The organism is Fontibacter flavus (assembly GCF_042432905.1).
Taxonomy (GTDB): domain Bacteria; phylum Bacteroidota; class Bacteroidia; order Cytophagales; family Cyclobacteriaceae; genus Fontibacter; species Fontibacter flavus.
Map to the genome: position 1 here is coordinate 19,583 of NZ_JBHLWI010000083.1, position 21,723 is coordinate 41,305.

The following is a 21,723-nucleotide window of genomic DNA, read 5'->3' on the forward strand; positions in this document are numbered from 1 at the left end:
GAGTAGATCGGGGGGATATTAATATGCTCTAACAGATTTACCTTCCATATAGTTGACAAATGCATTATTGACCACCCTCATTCCTCCTGAAGTCGGGAAATCACCTGTAAAATACCAGTCACCTGAATGATCAGGAATACATTTATGGAGATTTTCGACTGTTTGATAGATTACTTTAACCTCAGCTTTGATTTCATCTGTGGTGATGATTTCAGCTATTTTGTCTGAAATTTCCTGATCGGAAAAAGGAGTATACAACTCTTTCACGTAGTTTTCTGTCAACACCTGTTGGGTAGTACATTTTTGATATACCTCATCCATCAAGTGAGACATTCCCCTCTCTTTCAACAATTCAACAGTAGCCCTGAAGGCTATGAATTCTTTCATTTTGGACATGTCAATACCATAACAATCCGGAAACCTGATCTGTGGCGCAGATGATACGATCACAATTTTTTTCGGCTTCAGCCTGTCCAAGGTAGTCAGGATACTTTTCTCTAAAGTAGTGCCCCTGACTATACTGTCATCAATGACTACTAAGGTATCAATGCCTGCTCTGACTACTTCATAGGTGGTATCGTAAACATTGGCCACCATCGCATCACGGTCCGAATCGTTGGTGATAAAGGTTCTTAACTTCACATCCTTACTGACCAATTTTTCAACCCTAGGTCTGAAGCTTAGCAAAGCTTCAAGGTCCTCCAAATGAGGTTTGCCTTCCAGCAATACTTCTTTTCTCTTGGCAAAAAGATAATCCTCCAACCCTTCAATCAAACCCAAAAATGCTGTTTCTGCAGTATTAGGAATATAAGAAAAAACTGTATTTTTAAGATCAAAATCAATAGCCTTAAGAATCTGTGGGATAAGCGCCTTTCCTAAAAGTTTCCTCTCTCTATAAATATCAGGATCTGTTCCCCTTGAGAAGTAAATTCTCTCAAAGCTGCAGGATTTCTTTTCCCTGGCTGGAAGGATTTCATGTTCTCCATATGAGCCATCCTTGTTGATTACCAAGGCATGGCCAGGCTGTATTTCCTTGATCTCTTTGAATTCGATATTGAAAGCTGATTTAATCGCTGGTTTTTCGGATGCCACCACTACAATCTCATCATCTGCATAATAATAAGCAGGCCTGATACCAGAAGGATCACGAACTACAAAACTAGAGCCATTCCCAATGATTCCGGCCATAGCGTAACCGCCATCAAAATCACGGCAAGATCTTCTCAATATTCTGGCAACATCAAGTTCATTCTCTATGACAGCAGTAATCTGTTCATTGGAATATTGATGCTTGTATTTGTCAAAAATGCGTTGATTTTCCTCATCTAAAAAATGTCCGATTTTCTCCATTACGGTCACAGTATCCGTCTTTTCCTTGGGATGTTGACCTAGTTCTACGAGTTTACCGAACAACTCTTCAACATTGGTCATGTTGAAGTTTCCTGCCATTACCAAATTCCGACTCCTCCAGTTATTCTGTTTCAGAAAAGGATGGCAGGTCTCAATAGAGTTTTCACCATGTGTCCCATACCTTAGGTGTCCCAGCCAAACTTCACCGGTAAAAGCAATATTTTCTTTCAACCATTCCGCATCAAGTACAGCCTTTTCACCTCCCAGCTTCTTGGCTTTTTTGTATTTTTTCTGAATCTTATCAAAGATAAAATTCACAGCTTGCGGTTCCACTGATCTATATCTACTGATATATCGGGTACCTGGCTTTGTATTGATTTTAATATTGGCCAATCCAGCACCATCCTGTCCTCTATTGATCTGCTTCTGCATCAATACATAGAGTCTATTAGGAATATAAAGGGGGGAACCGTATTTATCAATGTAGTACTGTGGCTCTTTCCTAAGCCTCACCATTGCAATACCACATTCATGTTTGATTTGGTCACTCATTGGGTTTGGGGTGAAATATTCTGACGCTGCAAAGTTAGCTCTTTTTTAGAAGTTTATAGAAGTAAATAAAATTTGGTTTACATTTTATTTCGATGTTCTAAAACACCAACTGCCTACTCCCCAAAAAACTTGACATTATCAAGTATAGATAAGATCTCAAATTCTGGGGAATTTTTCCACACCTGAGGAATTATTCCCCATCCCCCCCTTGAAAAAGAAGTTCTCAGGGCCATAAAACAGACATTTCCCATTTGGCACAGCAGATGCAATAGGACTAGCATGAGAAAAAACATCTTAATTATTTTGATGGGGATTTACCTGATAGTAATAGGAGCCAAGACTTATGAAAATTATCAGATCAACTCCACTTCCCATACAGAACAAAAAGTTCATCAGTTCTATGCTTTAGAATTAGAAAGAAAATTCTACACACCATAATCCATTTATAAACCTAAATACAAATTACCATGAAAAAGCAACTGTTCATCCCCGCAATTTTAGCCTTTGGAATATCCGTATCTCCATTGATGGCTTCATCTATGATTTCATTTTATGAAAGCACTGAGATGATCATAGATCAGGAAAAAGTCAAATTAGACCCCAACCATCTCCCTGATCCTGTGAAAAACGCCATTCAGAATGATGCCACGATCAAAGAGCTGACCATCACGGAAGCTTGGCAGATTATCGAAGAAGATGGGACTACCCACTTCAAAGTCAAATTCGATAAGGCAGGAGAAATTATAGCCAAAAAATACGACCCTGAAGGTAAAGAAATCAACGACTAAGCCAACCTGCTCTATTTTAAGGCATCGGGAATATCCCTTTGCCTTATTTTTTATTAGCTTAGTAGAAAATTTTGGAAGAGCAGATGGCTAAAATACTTTTAATAGAAGACGATATCAGTTATTCTAGAATCATCAGAAATTTTCTTGAAAAAAACGGTTATACTATCATCTCAACAAATAAAGTTGCTGAAGGTCTTTCTTTGCTCAAGTCCCATAATCCGGATTTGGTGATCACGGATTACAGATTGCCTGACGGCAACGGTATGCAGATACTGGAAGCTGCTTTACAAGACGCCAATAGTACAAAAACTATCCTGATTACCTCCTATTCAGATATAAGGATTGCAGTTAAATCCATTAAAATGGGAGCCGTAGACTATATCACCAAGCCTATCAATCCTGAAGAACTGCTGGAATCAGTCAAAGATGCATTGGAGACACCGGCCACAAAGCAGGAAAAATGGACAGTACAGCCTCCCATTTCCGCACAATATGTTGAAGGAAAAGGCCCTGCTTCCAAAGAAATGGAAGAATTGATCAAATTGGTGGCTCCAACTGATCTGAATGTGCTTATTCTCGGCGAGACAGGTTCGGGAAAAGAATTTGTAGCAAAGAAATTGCATTTACTTTCTAAGCGCCAGAACAATGTCTTTATTGCTATTGACTGTGGTGCTATCCCTAAGGAGCTGGCAGGAAGTGAGCTATTTGGCCATATAAAAGGATCATTTACAGGTGCAGTTGACAATAAAACCGGACATTTCGAAAGTGCAAAAGGAGGAACAATTTTCCTTGATGAAGTGGGAAATCTCAGCTCTGATGTACAGATGATGTTATTACGAGCTATACAGGAAAGAAAAATCAGAAAAATAGGCTCAAATACTGAAGTCCCTATTGATGTACGGATTATAGCAGCGACCAACGAGAAACTCAATTCTCCGGATAAAGACACCTCATTCAGAGAAGACCTGTACCATAGACTGAACGAATTTTCTATTCTTGTCCCCTCTCTAAAAGACCGAAAAGAAGACCTTGAACTGTTTATTCATCAGTTTATTCAATCGAGCAATATAAGATTGGGCAAAAACGTTGAAAACATTGATCAGGAAGTCCAGGATATTTTCAACCACTATTCCTGGCCAGGAAACCTGAGGGAATTGAAAAATGTAATCAGAAGGGCTGTTTTACTTTCAAAAGGGCCAGTCATCACAGCTGATTTACTACCACCGGAAATAAGAGAGAATTTGGATCCGACTGTGGAATCTAATGCTCCAGAGATCTTTAAAACCAGTCTTGAAAATCAGGAAAAAGAAATCATTCAAAAAGCCCTGTTGGAAACAAAATACAATAAGTCAAAAACAGCAAAACTTTTGGGAATAGACCGAAAAACACTGTATAATAAAATGGAAATATACGGCCTAAATTAAGCGATACTCAATTTGAAGTCCTCATCGATTTTTTTCAACAGAACTTTGGTATCTTCAATCAAAGCCAAAATCTCTTTTTCCAAACCTTCGGTCTTGCCTGCCTTGATGCTGAATTCAATATCTTTTGCCATTGCCCCTTCTTTGGCTTTTATTTGTGCCAGCCTGCTGGACAATTGGTGGGTTATTTCTCTGATTTTTGAAAAGTCCGTCAATCGCACCGCCTCTCCTAAGTCAGCAATATTACCTTGGGTCACCTGAATGATGTCAGCGATCACCTCGATCAGCATATCTTCGTCTCCCATACAAAATTTCTTTAAATCAGCTACATCATAACTAGAAACCTGTGGCTGAATATTATGTATGGTTTCAACATTTGAATCAATCTTTTTCTTCTTCAATTTTAGAAGATCGCCAATTTTAGAAATAAGCTGCTTATCACTGAAGGGTTTCAACAATAACCTGTCAAATCCCTGGTTCTTCAATTTATCTTGCTCATCGGCAAAAACATTGGCAGTCATGGCCATGACGGGTAAATTTTTATACAAATCTCTTGACCTCAACATTTTCAAAACCTCAATCCCACTTATATCCGGCATTTGGATATCAAGAATAGCCAGATCAAAAGATCCCTCTTTAAATGTATCCCTAAATTCAATTCCTCCATGGAAAACAGTCACATTTGCTCTTTCAGATTCCAGCAATAACTTGATCAATTTTAGCCCAATAGCGTCATCATCAACCACCAAGACATTCAAACCCGCTAGAGAATATTCAGCAGTTGCCCCCTCTTCTTCCTGCTCAGCAGAGACTGTAACATCCATGGGGAGTATCACTTCCATTTTAGTTCCCTTTCCAAGTGTACTTTCCGCAGAGATACTGCCTCCTTGAAGATCAATGAGTTTTTTGATGATGGCCAAACCCAGACCAGTGCCTCCAAACCTTCGGGTGATAGAGGTATCCCCTTGATTAAACTCTTCAAAAATCTGAACCAACATCTCCTTGGACATTCCGATACCTGTATCTTCAATGCTGATTTTAAGCGTCTGATCACTATACTGAATAGCTACATCTATGGTGCCTTGATGGGTGAATTTCATCGCGTTACTCAGCAGATTATTCAAAATCTGATTGATGCGAAGCTGATCACCTATCAACCATTTATCTTTGGGTAAATCTATATCCCAATTGAACCCAACACCTTTTTCCTCAGCTTTAAAGGAATAAAAACTCTTAATGGAAAGAAATAGTCTTAGTGGGTCAAAAGCCTCCTTTTCAATCTGAACTTTCCCAGCTTCCAGCTTAGAGAAATCCAAAATATCATTGACAATCCCGATTAAGGTTTCCGATGCAAATCCTATCATACCAACAAATTCTTTTTGCTCTGCATTGAGGTCTGATTTATTCAATGCCTGTTGATATCCCTGAATGGCATGAAGAGGGTTACGGATCTCATGACTCATATTGGCCAAAAAATCCTGCTTGGCTTTCGCTAATTTATCTGACTCTTTCTTGGCCTCTTCCAGTCGGCTTCTATAAAGGTTGGCTTTCTTGACCTCATTAAGAATGCTATTGACAAAACCCAATGATCCGACAACTCCTAAAAAAACCATTATCGCCAAAACAATCGACACATTATAGGTCAGTGCATATGCAGATTGGTTTTTCTCATCGTAATTTTCCAATAAGTTCCTTTGCATGCTGGAAATCAACCCTTGAATCTGTGAAAAGACTTCTTTGTTTTTGTCTATAAGCCTTGTTTCAAGATCGACAAAGTCCCTTTGCAGCCTCTGCTCGTCCTCAAACATTTCTGTCATAAAACTTTTCAGGGCTTCAAGAGCCCCTTCAGTTGTCTCTTGCTTCAAATCTGCTGAGCCACCCTGCAAATCTCCAATGTCCCTGAATATTTCCATCAGCTCTTCCCTGTAATCTATTTCACCTTGGGAGAGCAAGGTCTTTTCCCCTTCCAGTTCATCTACTCGAGACCCCCTATTATTACGGCCGGAAATTTCGGACATGATATCCCTATTTCTGATCTTTCCCAAAAATTGCATTTCACTGAGCTCCTGTTGCCGCTTGATTCTCGTCTCTATATTCTTGAGCGCTTCTTCACTAAAAGTCCTATTGGTCAAATTATACCTCACTTCTTCCAAACCCGCGAAAACAACCATCAATTCACTGATATTCAGGCTGATTTTTTCAAAACTTTCCTCTTCTTCTGAATCCTGTGAATGCATTTTCAGCCAATCCAAACGACCCTTTACTCTAGCTAAAGTTTCATCGAGCACCGAATCTTTGTCTGAAGTTCTTTCTGTTTTGGACATATCCAGGAGGTACACATCAGCCAATAAACCATTGAGTTGGGTCAGTTTTTCATTGGGTTCTGTTAAATTCTCAACAGTATCCAAAAGTTTGGAGATACTGAAATACGTCACCACACTCACCGTGACCACTAAAAATGCCGCAAGGATAAACCCAATGACTACTTTACTGCCTACCTGATATTTTTTTTTGCTTTTAAACAAGGTGCTTTGATCTTTAAATTTATGTAGACAATTATTGTTCCATTTGATAATCCTTTGGCAATGTTTATGCAGTTCTGAGATCTAGAAAAGGAATCCATTCTTCAGCATTCCTTTCTGCATACTCTGCAATAAAAAATCCCAAGGAGGGTTTAAAAGGCTTTGACTTTAATTGCATACCTGCCTGTTCCGGGGTCTTATCTCCTTTGTACACATTACACCGGTTACAGGCAGCTACGAGATTTAACCAGTTGGTTTTGCCTCCTTTTGATTTTGGCACCACATGATCAATGGTCAATTGCTTTTTGGAACCACAATACTGGCATTCATTTGAATCCCTCCTAAAAATATTGGCTCTATTGAGCATGACTCCTTTGTAAGGAATGTGTTTGTAATCATTTAGTCGGATTACTGCCGGATACCTAAACTCTCTATCTACAGTCCGGATTACTAATGATTCGTAGTGGGTCAAACAGCTCACTTTTTCCAGTATGGTCAATACAAGTGCTTTCTGAACAGTCACAATTGCCACCGGAGAATGATCCAAATTCAAAACCAAAACACGCTTTTCCATAATCCTCTAATATAAAATCTTTGGATGGAAAAACCTGTTGTTCAGACAGATTGTTTCTAAAATTTCATTCTGTCCAACTCCCTTTTGACATCTTTTTCCTTAATGTCCTGGCGCTTGTCATGAAGTTTCTTGCCTCTAGCAAGAGCGATTTCCATTTTGGCCAATCCTTTATCATTGATAAAAATCCTAACTGGAATGATCGATAATCCCTTCTCAGCAAACTTGGACTCAAGCTTTTCCAGTTCCTTTTTGTTTAAGAGCAATTTCCTCTCTCTGACAGCATCATGGTTGTAGCTAGCCGCCATTGAATAAGGCGCAATATGCATTTGCTTGATAAATAACTCCCCTCTCTTAAAGTAACAATACGCTTCAGTCAAAGACACTTTGCCTTCTCTGATGGACTTGATCTCTGTACCTGTAAGCATCAATCCAGCAATAAAAGTATCCAGGAATTCAAATTCAAAACCTGCCTTTTTATTACGGATATTGATGATTTTACTGAATCTATTGTTTTTATCTTTTGACATAAGTTATGAGTCTTCGCTTGTGTTAATTTCCCTTAGAATGGAATCAAAATTTCATTCTGGCCTCCGGGGTCACATCAAGCCCACAGAAATCCCCCTTCAGAAATTTAAAATGGGCTGCCATGGCAATCATTGCCGCATTATCCGTGCAGTATTCAAATTTAGGTATGAATACATTCCAACCATGCTTTGACGCCAAATCCTTCAATTCTTTTCTTAATCCTGAATTAGCTGACACACCTCCTGCAATGGCTATATTGTTGATTTTATATTCCTTGGCAGCTTTTTTCAATTTTAACATAAGCATTTTAATCAAGGTAAATTGCACTGATGCGCAAATATCCTTAAGATTTTCTTCTATAAAATTGGGACTATTTTTGAGATTGTCCCTCAAAAAATATAAGACAGCTGTCTTGATCCCAGAAAAAGAAAAATTCAATCCAGGAATATCAGAAATTGGGAATTGGAAGGCGCTGGGATCACCTTCTTTGGCATATCTATCAATCAAAGGACCTCCAGGATAAGGCAATCCAAGCAGTTTGGCCGTCTTATCAAAGGCCTCCCCAACTGCATCGTCAGTTGTCTCCCCTATTACACTCATATCCAAATAATCCTTCACCAATACCAATTGTGTATGCCCTCCACTTACAGTCAGACAGATAAAAGGAAAATTAGGTTTCGGATCTTCTATAAAATGCGCCAGAATATGGGCCTGCATATGATTGACATCAATCAAAGGAATCCCCAAAGCATAGGCAAAAGATTTGGCAAAAGAAACACCTACCATCAATGAACCCATCAAACCTGGTCCTCTTGTGAATGCCACAGCGGAAAGTTCCTTTTTATCTATACCAGAAGTCAGTATGGCTTCGTTTATAACAGGAATCAGATGCTGCTGATGTGCCCTAGAAGCAAGTTCAGGAACGACCCCGCCATATTTTTCGTGTACTGATTGTGTGGCGATTATATTATTAAGTATTTTGCCGTCAGAAATTACTGCTGCAGAAGTTTCATCGCAGGATGACTCTATGGCTAGAATATTGATCTTCATTTCGCTTATTCCTTGGAAAAGAACCCGAAAGTTACGGAAAAATTACTGAAAGCCTTTAAGGTTATCTTCAGGCTTGTGCTTTTCCTTTTCCTTGGGGTTTTGCTAATTGCTGTTTTATTACAAATACCGGCTATCCAAACATTAGTAACCAATGGACTGACCAGCTATATTTCTAAAAATACCGGCTTCAAAACTGATATCTCAAAAGTTAGAATCAGATGGTGGGACGCCATCAGTCTCAATGACCTCATTATTTATGATCTGAATGATAGCCTTATGGTCGATTTGGAAGAAGTTTATATAGACTTCTCCATACAAGGGCTGTTTGATAAGGCTAACCCTTCGATTGATCAGATCAAAATGGAACATGGAAATGTAAGGTTGATTTTCCATGAAGACCAAACCAACCTCAATATCACTGATTTTTTTTCAGGTATCAACAAAATTCTTCCCGGCAAAAAGGACCCCAATAAACCTTCCGGTAAATTTTCCATCAATAATATCTATTTCAAAGAAACTTCACTGGACATCCTGAACTACCAAGGAGTACCTGTAGAGTCTGGATTTGATTTCAACCACCTTAGATTCAGAGAACTGATTGCAGATGCTGACAACTTCTACACCGAGGGACCCAAATTAGGTTTACAAGTGAATTACTTGAGGGGAATTGAATCTACTTCGGGTATGGTATTCCAGCAGCTGAAAACAAATTTTACTTACTCTCCAAAATTCATGGAGTTTGATGAACTGTTTGTCCGCTCCAATAAAACTGAAATCAAGGATTACCTCCGCTTTGATTTTGATTCTACGAAGTCTCTGTCCAACTTTACTGAAGAAGTTAGGATTTTAGCAAGACTCGACGAAGCCGCACTTGACATTCAAGACCTTGCCTACTTTACTGATCAATTTCCGAACATTGAAGACAGGATTTTCCTCAGTGGTGAAATAAGAGGAACTGTTGCGGATTTCTCATCAGAACAGTTATTGATCAGATTTGGACAAAGAAGTGCACTTTTCGGAAAGTTTCAGATTGATGGCTTACCTAGTCTGGACAATACCTTTTTCCAGATGTCCTTACAAAATTCCGTCCTGAATAGTAATGACTTATCCCCTTATATCTCAAATGAAGCAAGAAGGGAGATCAACAAATTCCGTGACATCCGGTTTGACACCGATTTCTCAGGATACCTCCATTTTTTTACTGCAAATGGAAATTTTAGAACTGGAATAGGCAACTTAATCGGCAGGCTCAGCTATAAATCCGAAGGGGAAACACCCACTTATTCCGGAAAGCTGGAACTTCAAAACCTGGATTTAGGGATTTTATTGGAAGACAAAGAAAGGTTCCAAAAAGTCACCATGTCAGGAAATATCAGAGGCACGGGATTAACTCTACAAACAGCGCTTTTAGAGATTGACGCGGATATCAAAAGCGCCGGTGTAAATGGATACAATTACACCAATATTATCACAGACGCTACTTATGGAAAGGATTTGTTCAGAGGCAAATTGATTATCCATGATCCAAACCTCACCGGGGAAGCTCAAGGGGTTTTAGATGTCAGAGACGGTAAAGATTCTATTCGGTTGAATGTTCAATTGGATACTGCTTATCTCCATCAACTGGGATTTTTGGAAAAAGAAACATTTGTGAGCGGTAAAATTGCTATGGACACCAAAGGAGTGACGCTTGATGATATTGAGGGAATAGCAAGATTCAGTGATGTCAACTTAAGTTATGAAGGAAGAAACCTTTTCGTTGACAATTTCTTTTTCCAATCCCTATTCACAGATGAATCCAGGTTAATTTCTTTAAATTCAGATTTATTGGTTGCTGGAATTTCGGGAAAATTCAAGGTTAACCAATTGCTCAATGATGTTGAAACCCTCAGCAAAGAATACCTTGCCATCCTCACCAACTCTGAAAAGCCGGAACCCCTTAAAATCGGCAATGACCATGAGCCCTACAATATCGATATAAACCTAAATTTTATTGATATCAACCCCATCATCAACCTCTTTGAACCCCAGGCTTCCATTTCTAAAAACACTATCATTGAAGGTGCTTTTTACCAAACTCCCGACAATACCATTTTGAACTTTTTCTCCAGTATAGATTCAATTTACTATAAGGGAAGCTTTTTGTTTAACACAAACTTGGATTTCAACACCTCTAAACTTACAGCTAATGATGATGTACTGGCGTCATTCTATGTGTTTTCCAAAAAGCAGGTGTTGAATTCAGGACTAACCTTCAATAACTTGGCCATGGAGGCCATTTGGGATGAATCCAACATTGACCTCACCTATGAACAGGATCAGCTTGAAACAGGAAGTTTCATCAGGATCAAAAACGAAATCACCATTTATCCTGATCATACTACGATAGTATTTGACCCTTCAGCATTGAAAATACTGGATAAAACCTGGCAATTTGACCCTGAAAACCAAATCTATATTACCGGCAAATCATTTCTATTTGACAATGTCAAACTCTTTAATGAAAACCAATTCATCGCTTTTAATGGCAGCATTACTGAAGACCCTAATGACGTACTTGGACTGGAGATCCATGAATTAAACCTCGATTTCTTCAACACCTTAAGCATGAAGGAGTTTGAAGGGTCTGCCAATGGGCAGTTTGGCTTGAATAATTTTTACGACAAACTAGGTATTAATGGCCAATTGAACATCAGCGATCTCTATATTAACAATTTCCTAATTGGTGATATAGATGCTGCTACTTACTTTTCCAACCGACTGATCAACGTGGAACTGAACAATGAGAGGGAGGGTAAAAAAGTCATTGCTGTAAAAGGTTTTTTGGACAGCGATGATGATGAGCTTGCCCTGAAAGCTGAATTAAATGATGCGGACTTATCCATTCTGGAACCCTTCCTGTCAGACTATCTTACCCGCATGGGAGGAACGGTTTCAGGAGATTTGATTATTGAGGGAACAGTGAATTTCCCTGTAGTTTTGGGTACTGGGAAGGTTAGCGGAGGGAGAGTCCTGATCAACTACCTCAACACTTTCTATACCATAGACGGAAATCTGATTTTTGAGCCAAATGAAATCAATTTCCGAGAACTGACCCTTAGAGATGTGAATGGCAATCTTGCCAGAATGAGGGGCGGTATTGTCCATGATTATTTTAGAGATTTCATTTTGGATATATCTACCAACCTGGATAACTTTCAGGTACTGAATACCTCCATCAGGGATAATGACCTCTTCTACGGATCTGCTTTTGTGACGGGCAGTTTAAATATTTTCGGAGCAGCTAATAATCTGGACATTACAGCCAGAGCGACTTCCCAGCCCAACACCCGGATTTATATCCCATTTGGAAGCAGCAATGTGCAAGCACAGGAAGATTTCATCAATATCATCAACGTCAGGGATACCAGTAGGGTGGTGAGTTTTGAGGAATCAATTGAAAAATTGGCAATCAATAATGTCCGGATGAACTTTAATTTGGATGTAACGCCTGATGCCTATGTCGAAATCCAGATTGATCCAAGAACAGGCGAGAACATTCAGGGAAGAGGAAGAGGTGTCTTAAACCTCAACATTGATACTCAGGGAAACTTTTCGATGTTGGGTAATTATGAGATTTCTGAAGCGAAATACAACTTCTCATTATACAATGTAATAAGGCGCGAGTTTTCGGTGCAACCGGGCGGAAGAATCTCCTGGTTTGGCGATCCTTATGAGGGCATAATGGATATTCGTGCTTATTATCAGGAAAGTGTCTCGCTCCAAAACCTGCAAAACACACAAGTTGGAGGAATAGATGACCCTCAATTACGAAGACGCTATCCACTTAAAGTCATCATGGATTTGAAAGGAAACCTCCTTTCCCCTGATATCACTTTCAATTTTGATTTTGCCGAGTTTCCAACCGAAGGAAATGTCCAAACCTATATTTCTGCATTTCAAAATAGGATCGCCAATGACGAACAAGAGAAAAACCGACAGGTTTTCTCTGTCATTATGATGCGCTCCCTTTCTCCTGAAGGCCAGTTCAGTGGTGTCAGCAATATCGCCACCTCTAATCTGAGCCAGCTTCTCTCTTCTCAGCTGAACAGTTTCATCGCTCAGGTGGACCAAAATTTGGAAGTGGACATTGACCTGGCTAATTTAGATCAAAATGCGCTGGAAACTTTTCAGTTGAGGGTTGCATATACTTTTTTGGACGGGAGATTAAGAGTAACCAGAGATGGCGGCTTTACAGACTTACAAGGAAATGCTGATCTAAACAGTATTGCAGGTGACTGGAATGCGGAATACCTGATTACGGAAGATGGCAGATATAGGCTTCGTATATACAACCGTAATAATTTCAATACCTTTACCTCGCTTTCCCTTGCTAGAAATGTCGCTACTTATGGCGTTTCTGTTTCCCAAAACCTTTCCTTCAATTCTTTTGGGGAACTATGGGATAAAATCAGAAGAAAAGAAAAAGAAAAACTACGCATTAATGACACCGATGATTTTTTGAGGTACCAATTTGAAGAAAATATCGAACAAAACTGGCAACGTATCCCTTTGGACAATCTAGACAAAAGAGTAAGCCCATTGGATTATCAAATGGATGCACCTATTAAAAATTTCAGAAAAGAGGACGAAGATTGAAACAATTCCCTCTTGGGTGAATTTTTAAAGAAAAATGAAACAATATGAATAAAGTTAGCATCTTTTGGTTCAGAAGAGACCTCCGGCTGGAAGACAACACGGGATTATATTATGCCTACAATCAGGAAAAAGACGTTTTGCCTCTTTTTATTTTCGATAAAAATATTTTAGACGCTCTGGAAGACAGACATGATGCCAGGGTATCATTCATCCATGAGCAAATCAAACAACTAAGCGAAAAATTAAAAGGGTTTGAATCCAGTATCCTCGTCAAATACGGCAAACCATTAGAAGTCTGGAAAGAGCTTCTAGACACCTACAATATTCAAAACGTATATACTAATAGAGATTACGAGCCCCATGCCCATGAAAGGGACAGAGAAGTAAAAAAACTTTTGAATGCGAATGGAATTCAGTTTTTGGATTTCAAGGACCAGGTAATCTTTGAGAAGGGAGAAATCGTCAATGGAAGCGGAGACTTTTATAAAGTATTTACCCCTTATAGCAAAGTATGGCTGGAGAAATTCAAAAATTCCAATATCCAAACAGTCACTTTGGACCGAAAAAAAAACAACTTCTTCAAAACAAGCCCCTTACCTGTCCCTTCATTAGAACAAATGGGTTTTTCACCATCTGAGATTAAAATCCCGGCACTTGAGATCGACCGAAAAATCATTCAGGGATATGACAAAACCAGAAATTTTCCTGCTGTAAAAGGAACCACTAGACTGGGAGTACACCTACGCTTTGGAACGATTAGTGTCCGTCAACTGGCTTTAGAAGCCGCCAAACTGAATGGCACCTACCTAAACGAACTTATCTGGCGGGAATTTTACATGATGATTCTATATCACAATCCTCATGTGGTCAATAAAGCCTTCAAACCACAATACGACCAAATCCGCTGGAGAACAGATGAAGAAGACTTTAAAAAATGGTGTGAAGGAAAAACCGGTTATCCCATAGTGGATGCTGGGATGCGTGAACTCAACAGCACCGGCTACATGCATAATAGGGTAAGAATGATAGTTGCAAGTTTCCTTACCAAACACCTTTTAATTGACTGGAGATGGGGAGAAGCTTATTTTGCAAAAAAATTACTGGACTTTGAACTGTCTTCCAATAATGGTGGTTGGCAATGGGCGGCAGGAACCGGAACTGATGCTCAGCCCTATTTCAGGGTTTTCAATCCGGAATCCCAAACCGAAAAGTTTGACAAAGAATTAAAATATATCAAAAAATGGGTTCCTGAATTTGGCACTCCTGCTTACCCTAAACCCATGGTAGACCATAAATTTGCCAGAGAAAGAGCCATTAACACATACAAAACAGCATTGAATTCATGAATATAGGAGACAAAGTACGATTACTTCACGGCAACGAAGAGGGTGTCATTACAAAAATTTCACCAGGCGGTCGTGTGGAAATTGAAATTGAAGATGGATTCCGAATTCCGGCTATGAAGAATGAAGTGGTGGTCATCTCTTCGGTAGAGAGGCAACATTTCGGTGAAAACAGGCATGATATTGAACATTTCCCGATAACGGGCCCAATAAAGGAAAGTGAAAGCGATCTTAAGGCTGTTTTTATCGCCTACATTCCACTCAATGACAAGGATCACAGCATTTACCTTTGTAACAATTCGCAAAGAGATTATATGGTCATGGCCTCAGAGGTCTACGGGGAAAACAGTCAGACCATTCTAGCCGAAAGACTCAACGCTAAATCAAGCAAAAAACTGGGGGAAAAATCCATCCAAAATTTTGAGGATTGGCCAGCACTTCTGGTTCAGTTTTTCCCAGTTCATCCTAAAATTGAGAAAACCCAAAGCTCTTTTGAACGAAAACTGAAATTCAAAGCTTCTTCTTTTTTCAAAAGTAAAGGACTCGCTCCTGTTTTGAACAAAAAAGGATATGTGTTCAAGTTATCTGAACAGACCAAGGAAATAGATATCCAACAATTGAATGAACAGCTTAATGGAGATAAGCCTACTGCTATCACCCCAAAGCAATTTCAACGACCTCCAAAAGAAATTGATCTTCATATTGAAAAGCTTACAAAAGACTATCCTTTCATGAGTAATTCTGAAATGCTCAGATTACAAATGGATACCTTTGAAAAAAATCTCAATTATGCTATTGCATCGGGAATGGATGAAATCACTTTTATCCATGGAATAGGAAATGGTGTATTGAAAAAAGAAATCCACAAGTATCTAAGTCATTTGGGAAATATTAAGTATTTTCAAGACACACAGAAGAGCCGTTTTGGATACGGTGCCACTTTGGTTAGAATTTCTTAAGCCATGCAAAGCAAAATATCTCCGATTTTTCGGCTTTTTCAACAGCACTTTGATGGTGCGAAATCCGCCTATTCCTCATTAAGCAAGCAGTATAGAGGGAAAAAGGCCATAGAACTGGAAACCCGTTTTATTTTCCTGGAAATTTACATTGACCTGCTTTCCAGAATTCACTTCAAAGAAGATGAACTCAAGTTCCGTTTATTTTCACCCTTTAAGAAAATTTTCAAAGGGCTCAAAAAAACGAAACATATCAAAATGATTATGGGACAGGTGGAAGCAATCAAGCTAAAGGATAACGTTGTTTTCAACGCCTATACCAAATCACTGGAAGCTGAAAAAAACAACCTTTACGCTGAAGTTTATGACCTGATTGTATCAGCACCACTTCAGGTTTGGGACAACCTCTACGAAGAGGCCTTCCAATACAGCAAAGGACTCAAACCGCTGATGATCAATACAGCCACTACACAGATCATCAATGAAGAGTTGGTTTTTTTTAATCTTGACAACGGTAAGCTTGACAGTAAGTCGCTAAAGGATATTTATGAAGGGATACGGGTGATCACCGCACTCGAAAACCTGAGGATTGAATCAGGCTTCAATCCTATTTTTGTGGAGGAAGTTCACGAAAGGATGAAAGAACTTCAAAAATCCATGCTCCTTTGGTATGAGAACCATTTGTTCATGCAGCATCTAACAGGTTTTTTAGCTGAAAAACCTGAGGTATCAAAAAAATATCTGGACCTTTTGGCTTCCTTACATGCCAACAAAAAGCTGCATACCAAAAAAGTGGAAGTTCAGGTCAAGGAATTATTTGACAGAATTTTAGAATAAAAAAACCTCTCTAAATTAGGCTATTTCAAAGGCCGGTAACTTTTATAAGATGCTACACTGACCACGGAATAACCTACCGCAAGCATCAAGTGAAAGACAATCATGCCATAAGTTTCAGTGAAAATGGAAATCGTTGTCATAAAAATAAATACCAGAGCCAATAAACCTTCAAAGTAGGTAGTTACCGGTATTTTAAACTGATTGTATATATTTTTCGTCCAAGTTTCCTCCCTTTGAAGGTTATACTTTGGGGTACGGATAAAAGGTGATTTTTTCCCTGTTAATCCTTCCCAAACTGCCTGGGTATTGTGCAAGGCCAAGCCCATTGAAACTGATAGAAACAGTGGCAATTCCCAAATAAAACGGCCAATTCCTTTCCAGGAATATTCTACCAAACTCAAATTAGCGAAGAAATAGACCAATCCGATCACTATAAATCCCACAAAAAAAACTACCGCAGCCTGAAAGTAAAAATCAGGCATCCAACCATTGTGAAATGCCCACCAAACGGGTATGCTGCACAAACTGACAATAAACACGGCGATGAAAATGACCGAATTGAGCAAGTGTGCAGAAGCATGGATTTTTTTTCGCAGCGAAAAGGGCTTGCGCAATACATCCCCAAGATGTTTGGATGCACACTCCGCACCACCTTTGGTCCACCTAAACTGTTGGGATTTGATCGCTGACATGACAGGAGGTAATTCAGCGGGTGATTCGATGTCCGGTCTGTAGATAAACTTCCATCCTTTTTGTTGTGCCCGATAACTCAGGTCCAAATCTTCCGTCAGGGTATCATCCTGCCAGTTGCCTGCATCCAAAATACAGTCTTTTCTCCATACCCCTCCAGTTCCATTAAAGTTAATGAAGGCTCCCTGCTCATTTCTGCCGATTTGTTCTACCATAAAATGAGCATCTAGGGCAAAAGCCTGCAAACGGGTTAAAATAGAAAAATTCTCATTCAGATGTGTCCACCTGCTTTGGACCATTCCTACTTGATCATCCTTGAAGTGTCCCATTATTTTGAGCAGAAAATCAGGATCAGGAACAAAGTCTGCGTCAAAAATTGCAATAAAATCCCCTTCTGCTACCATGAGGCCTTCTCGAAGTGCCCCAGCTTTGAAACCTTGCCTATCGGTTCTGTGAAGGTACCTGAAATTAATTTCAGGATATTTCAGAATATGATTTTTGATGATGGTTGAAGTCTGATCAGTACTGTCATCCAATACCTGTATTTCAAGTCTGTCTAATGGATAATGGAATTTTGCCACTGCATCAAGTAGTCTTTCTACCACATACAATTCATTGAATATCGGCAGCTGCACAGTCACTTTCGGTAATTCTTTCCAATCTGGAACCGAAACTGTTTTTACATTTTTCTTAAACTTTAAAAAGTGAAATAGAAGATCTGCCTGCGCAAAACTGTAAAACAGGATGAATAGCATGGCAAAGACATAAATACCCAAAAAGAAATAGATCAGGAACATTACGGTTTAACGCTAATTGATTTATTACCGATTATAATTGGCAATTCATTGATTCTTCCTGACTCTTCCCCATTTTCCAACTTCAATACTCCTCTTGGGCATACCGCAGAACACACTCCACAACCCACACAGGAAGATCGAACAATATTCTGTCCCCGCTGCGCGTACCACCTGACATCAATCCCCATTTCACAATAAGTGGAACAGTTCCCACAGGAGATACATTGACCGCCATTGGTGGTGATTCGAAATCGTGATTTAAATCGTTGCACTATCCCCAAATATGCTGCCAAAGGACATCCAAACCTACACCAGACCCTGTTACCCATAAAAGGGTAAAACCCTGTCCCGATCACTCCTGCGAAAGCAGAACCTATGGCAAATCCATAAATAGCATGTAACTGATCTGTAGCCTGACCAAGCAGGCCAAATTCCATGAAGTAATTGATAATCGTCAATAAAGTCATCACCACTGCAAAGACCAAAACACCATGAATCATGTAACGTTCAATTTTCCAAGATTTGAGCGACTTATCCGAAAGCTGCCGATAAGGGTCTCCCAAAGTTTCTGCAAGCCCACCGCAGCCACAAACCCAAGAGCAATACCACCTTTTCCCATAAAAATACGTAATGATCGGCACCGCCAAAACGATCAATAAGATTCCCCAGACCAGCATAAACATACCAATCGCCCCGGAGCTTAACATCCCGTCAATCCTGTAATCAAAAAAGAAAGAATAATCTAATGGCCAGATATTTTTGAAGTCATACCAAGGTTTGTTCAGCAACACCAGGATTTCAGGAATCAAGAATGCAAAGGCCACCTGAAAAAACATGACTGAAGCAGTACGGACGGTTTGATATGCATTTCCTTGATATTTCCTAAACATCCTGATTCCCATCACCAAGATGGCAAGGGTATACACCAATCCGTATAAAAACCATTGGCTGGCTTCTCCTCCTGACAAAAACTTACTGATTGGATCCACCATGATGACCAAGTTGGTCATGTATTCGGGATACCAGTATAAGATGATATAGAAAAGGATAAGATAGGTACCCGTAAGGATTCCCAACAATCCCCTTGACTTCATCGAAGAAAAAAAGATTCCATTGTTTTTTATTCCTTCAGGCTCTTTTCTATAAAGAGGTAGGATATACATCAAGCCACCAACCACCGCCACCAGGATTGACGCGGCCAAATACAGATATGGATAATCATTGACTTCTCCTGTTGACGAAGCTTTTGTCAAACTGAATGCGTAATTGTCCCAGATGACCAAATCCCATTCTTGCCGGGTCTTCAAATCATCATTGTATTCATTAAAAATTCCCTTGAAATCCCTAATAAAAGCGAAATTTGTTGTATAAACCTTATCCATCATAGGCTGCAGAATCCTGAGCATTACCTCTTGATGCTCAGGCTTCACTTTCTCCTCGACAATCTCCCCGCTTAACTGGTAAGTACCTATGAAAGGAATATAGGTAAATATCAATAGGCCCAGAACGAAAAGTGCCAACCCGAATTTTTGAATGCTTTTCATGATCTTGATCCGATTAATCTTTTTAAGAAAGAAACCTTTTGAACACGGATTTCTTTCCCCGTCAATTGCTGATAATGGTCCAAAACAGCCCTATGGTAAGGTTTGTAAAATTCAGGGTTGAAATTCGCCTGATCGAGTTTGGACAATACCTTCTCCAAGGTCCAAGATTCATTAATGGCCTTATCGAAAAACTCATGCCTCAATCTCCAACCAAAAGCGTTCACCCCAAGGATTTTCTGATCTACTTTGCTGTAAACAATTCTCAAACATACTTTTCCTCCTTCATGCTCCCAATAGAAACTCTCTATTTCTTCACTGAAATTTGGTGGGACTTGTCCATAAGTTTGGTATTCTATATCAAAGAATTTGGCGGAATTAAACCAAATTCCAGGTCTATATGGAACAGGATTTTCTGATGTCAGGTTATGGGCAAGCGTTTCCCCATGCATCCTTCCTGTATACCAAACTTGCTCAATTTTTCTTCTGTCTGCTGCCGGTGCCTGTTTGAATTCCGCACAGTCTCCAATGGCATACATACCAGGAAAGTTTGTCCTGAAATATTCATCGACCACAATCCCGATATTGGTTTCAAGAGGGGTCTCCTTCAAGAATTTTATGTTTGGGCTCACTCCTACAGTCAAGCCTACAAACTGACAGTCAATCACTTCCCCGGACTTAGTTTTAACAGCACGTACTCTTCCTTCTTCATTTCCAATAATCTGCTCCAGTTCGGTTTCTAACCTGAGGTCTATATGATGCTCCAGAATATGGCGGTTGATCATCTGCGCTTCGTCTAGAGGAAGCACATTGTCCCAAAAATTCTTTTCCCTCACTAAAAAGGTAACCGGAATTTTTCGACTGGCAAGCATTTCCGCCATCTCAATACCAATCAATCCCCCTCCCACAACCACTGCATGCTTGACGTCCAAGGTGTTTTGTTCCATCAATTCGAGATCTTGTTTGGAATAAAGACCTTGAACACCCATTAAATCCTGACCCGGCCAACCAAACTTATTGGGCCTTGACCCAGTGGCGAAAATCAAAACATCAAACCTGATGCCTTTTCCATTGCTGCAAAAGATTTTTTTCTGCTCAAAATCCACAATTTCGACCCACAGCTTTTTGAGCTTTATCCTATTTTTCTCCCAGAACCAGTCTTCATAAGGCTTGGTGTGTTCATACTTCATATGCCCCATATAGATATACATCAGGGCAGTTCTGGAAAAAAAATGAGTGGATTCTCCTGAAATCACCAAAACATCTGCCTCAGCATCTTTTTTCCTGATGTTTCTGGCACAGGTAATTCCAGAGATCCCATTACCTATGATGACAATTTTTCTTTTGGATTTACTCATTGAGTGACCAATCGTAGTTAAGGTAGGTTACCTTCGCGTTGGGGATGATTTTAGTTTTAGAATATCGGTTAAGATAATCAATTAAAGATCCTTTTTTAGTAAAATCCTCTTTGAACCAAGAAAAAATCTGTGAAATTTCAATTTTATCCTTTTGGATTTTATTCCTGACAGGGTCATTGATGAAATTTCTTGTCACACTTTCCAGTTGATCTTCAATCTTTTCGGCAACAAATGCTTCATTTAGTAAAGGCGGACAGGAAAAAGAAGCACAGTTTATCGCAAAATGGATTCTGGGTTCATTGAACTCTTTCCTTAAGATCTTGTGCTCAATTTCATCCAAAGAAGCATCCTTTCCTCCTATTTGAAAAAATTTCACCTGCCAAATGGTATTCACTAGCGGAAGACTCAGTTTGGGATTCAGGTCTTTGATACTTTTGACAGGATAATGATCAATAATCAGCTTCAGGGTAAAAGCATTATAGGCATTGATCCAATAAGCCAACTGTTCGTCTCTAGACCAGGTTGATCTATCTGGTGGGTTTTGATCCAACAGCTTCAGGTATGCTTCTAATTTTGTTTTATCCTTAATCAGGCCTGGATAATCTACTTTCCCTTTTTCATCTACATATTTGATCAGCAGCTCATGAAAAAGTTGATGTGAAGGCGGCGATGAACCTATTTGTCCCAAATCAGAATTCCCGCAGGAAAAATTAAACAGAAATACTGAAACAATCAGCCAATGCAAATACATAGATCGAAGATGTTTAAAGAATTTTGGTGG

At 39.4% G+C, this 21,723-nt stretch carries 16 protein-coding genes; 7 read left to right on the forward strand and 9 right to left on the reverse strand.

All coding sequences use genetic code 11. The features are described 5' to 3' along the window. Positions 1-18: 18 nt before the first annotated feature. Positions 19-1,902 (reverse strand): amidophosphoribosyltransferase, encoded by a 1,884-nt coding sequence (locus ACFFIP_RS18215; RefSeq protein ID WP_382389199.1) that lies wholly within the window; start codon positions 1,900-1,902, stop codon positions 19-21. 279 nt (positions 1,903-2,181) lie between these two features. On the opposite strand from ACFFIP_RS18215, the gene ACFFIP_RS18220 reads away from it, so the two are divergent. From ACFFIP_RS18220 to ACFFIP_RS18230, 3 genes are all read left to right on the forward strand, one after another. After that, on the forward strand, positions 2,182-2,340 hold the full coding sequence (locus tag ACFFIP_RS18220; protein ID WP_382389200.1) for a hypothetical protein: 159 nt from the start codon (positions 2,182-2,184) through the stop codon (positions 2,338-2,340). A gap of 29 nt (positions 2,341-2,369) precedes the next feature. Continuing rightward, complete coding sequence (locus ACFFIP_RS18225) at positions 2,370-2,690, forward strand: hypothetical protein (RefSeq protein ID WP_382389201.1); 321 nt, start codon at positions 2,370-2,372, stop codon at positions 2,688-2,690. A gap of 83 nt (positions 2,691-2,773) precedes the next feature. Next, positions 2,774-4,114 (forward strand): sigma-54-dependent transcriptional regulator, encoded by a 1,341-nt coding sequence (locus tag ACFFIP_RS18230; protein ID WP_382389202.1) that lies wholly within the window; start codon positions 2,774-2,776, stop codon positions 4,112-4,114. On the opposite strand, the gene ACFFIP_RS18235 is transcribed toward ACFFIP_RS18230, so the two are convergent. The 4 genes from ACFFIP_RS18235 to tsaD all read right to left on the reverse strand — a co-directional run bounded on the left by ACFFIP_RS18235 (position 4,111) and on the right by tsaD (position 8,782). Then, complete coding sequence (locus tag ACFFIP_RS18235; RefSeq protein WP_382389204.1) at positions 4,111-6,636, reverse strand: hybrid sensor histidine kinase/response regulator; 2,526 nt, start codon at positions 6,634-6,636, stop codon at positions 4,111-4,113. The two genes, ACFFIP_RS18230 and ACFFIP_RS18235, sit on opposite strands and share 4 nt — an antisense overlap. Positions 6,637-6,700: 64 nt before the next feature. Then, positions 6,701-7,207, reverse strand: a complete 507-nt coding sequence (locus ACFFIP_RS18240) for an HNH endonuclease (protein WP_382389206.1) — start codon at positions 7,205-7,207, stop codon at positions 6,701-6,703. Positions 7,208-7,263: 56 nt separating this feature from the next. Beyond that, complete coding sequence (smpB, locus tag ACFFIP_RS18245; protein WP_382389207.1) at positions 7,264-7,734, reverse strand: SsrA-binding protein; 471 nt, start codon at positions 7,732-7,734, stop codon at positions 7,264-7,266. A gap of 43 nt (positions 7,735-7,777) precedes the next feature. Then, the gene (gene tsaD, locus ACFFIP_RS18250; protein ID WP_382389208.1) at positions 7,778-8,782 is read right to left on the reverse strand and encodes a tRNA (adenosine(37)-N6)-threonylcarbamoyltransferase complex transferase subunit TsaD; all 1,005 of its coding nucleotides are present in this window, start codon (positions 8,780-8,782) and stop codon (positions 7,778-7,780) included. A gap of 12 nt (positions 8,783-8,794) precedes the next feature. Between tsaD and ACFFIP_RS18255 the strand changes: the two genes are divergently transcribed. From ACFFIP_RS18255 to ACFFIP_RS18270, 4 genes are read left to right on the forward strand one after another with little or no spacing between them, the layout of a single operon-like run. Next, positions 8,795-13,420 (forward strand): translocation/assembly module TamB domain-containing protein, encoded by a 4,626-nt coding sequence (locus tag ACFFIP_RS18255; protein ID WP_382389209.1) that lies wholly within the window; start codon positions 8,795-8,797, stop codon positions 13,418-13,420. Between the two features lie 44 nt (positions 13,421-13,464). Further along, a complete protein-coding gene (locus tag ACFFIP_RS18260; protein WP_382389210.1) occupies positions 13,465-14,766 on the forward strand; it encodes a cryptochrome/photolyase family protein in 1,302 nt (433 codons plus the stop codon). After that, entirely contained in the window at positions 14,763-15,722 is a 960-nt protein-coding gene (locus ACFFIP_RS18265; RefSeq protein ID WP_382389211.1) for a Smr/MutS family protein, read from the forward strand. The genes ACFFIP_RS18260 and ACFFIP_RS18265 overlap by 4 nt, the downstream gene beginning before the upstream one ends. A gap of 3 nt (positions 15,723-15,725) precedes the next feature. After that, entirely contained in the window at positions 15,726-16,556 is an 831-nt protein-coding gene (locus tag ACFFIP_RS18270) for a hypothetical protein (RefSeq protein ID WP_382389213.1), read from the forward strand. 20 nt (positions 16,557-16,576) lie between these two features. Here the strand turns inward: ACFFIP_RS18270 and ACFFIP_RS18275 are convergent, their stop codons facing one another. Genes ACFFIP_RS18275 through ACFFIP_RS18290 form a run of 4 tightly spaced genes read right to left on the reverse strand, consistent with a single transcriptional unit; the run spans position 16,577 to position 21,693 of the window. After that, complete coding sequence (locus ACFFIP_RS18275) at positions 16,577-18,043, reverse strand: cellulose synthase family protein (RefSeq protein ID WP_382389214.1); 1,467 nt, start codon at positions 18,041-18,043, stop codon at positions 16,577-16,579. Next, positions 18,043-19,587 carry a 4Fe-4S binding protein gene (locus ACFFIP_RS18280; RefSeq protein ID WP_382389215.1) on the reverse strand — a complete coding sequence of 515 codons (1,545 nt, stop codon included), beginning with the start codon at positions 19,585-19,587 and terminating at the stop codon, positions 18,043-18,045. Before ACFFIP_RS18280 ends, ACFFIP_RS18275 begins: the two co-directional genes overlap by 1 nt. Beyond that, positions 19,584-20,942 carry an NAD(P)/FAD-dependent oxidoreductase gene (locus tag ACFFIP_RS18285; protein ID WP_382389216.1) on the reverse strand — a complete coding sequence of 453 codons (1,359 nt, stop codon included), beginning with the start codon at positions 20,940-20,942 and terminating at the stop codon, positions 19,584-19,586. Before ACFFIP_RS18285 ends, ACFFIP_RS18280 begins: the two co-directional genes overlap by 4 nt. Next, entirely contained in the window at positions 20,935-21,693 is a 759-nt protein-coding gene (locus tag ACFFIP_RS18290) for a DUF547 domain-containing protein (RefSeq protein ID WP_382389217.1), read from the reverse strand. Before ACFFIP_RS18290 ends, ACFFIP_RS18285 begins: the two co-directional genes overlap by 8 nt. Between the last annotated feature and the right edge of the window lie 30 nt (positions 21,694-21,723).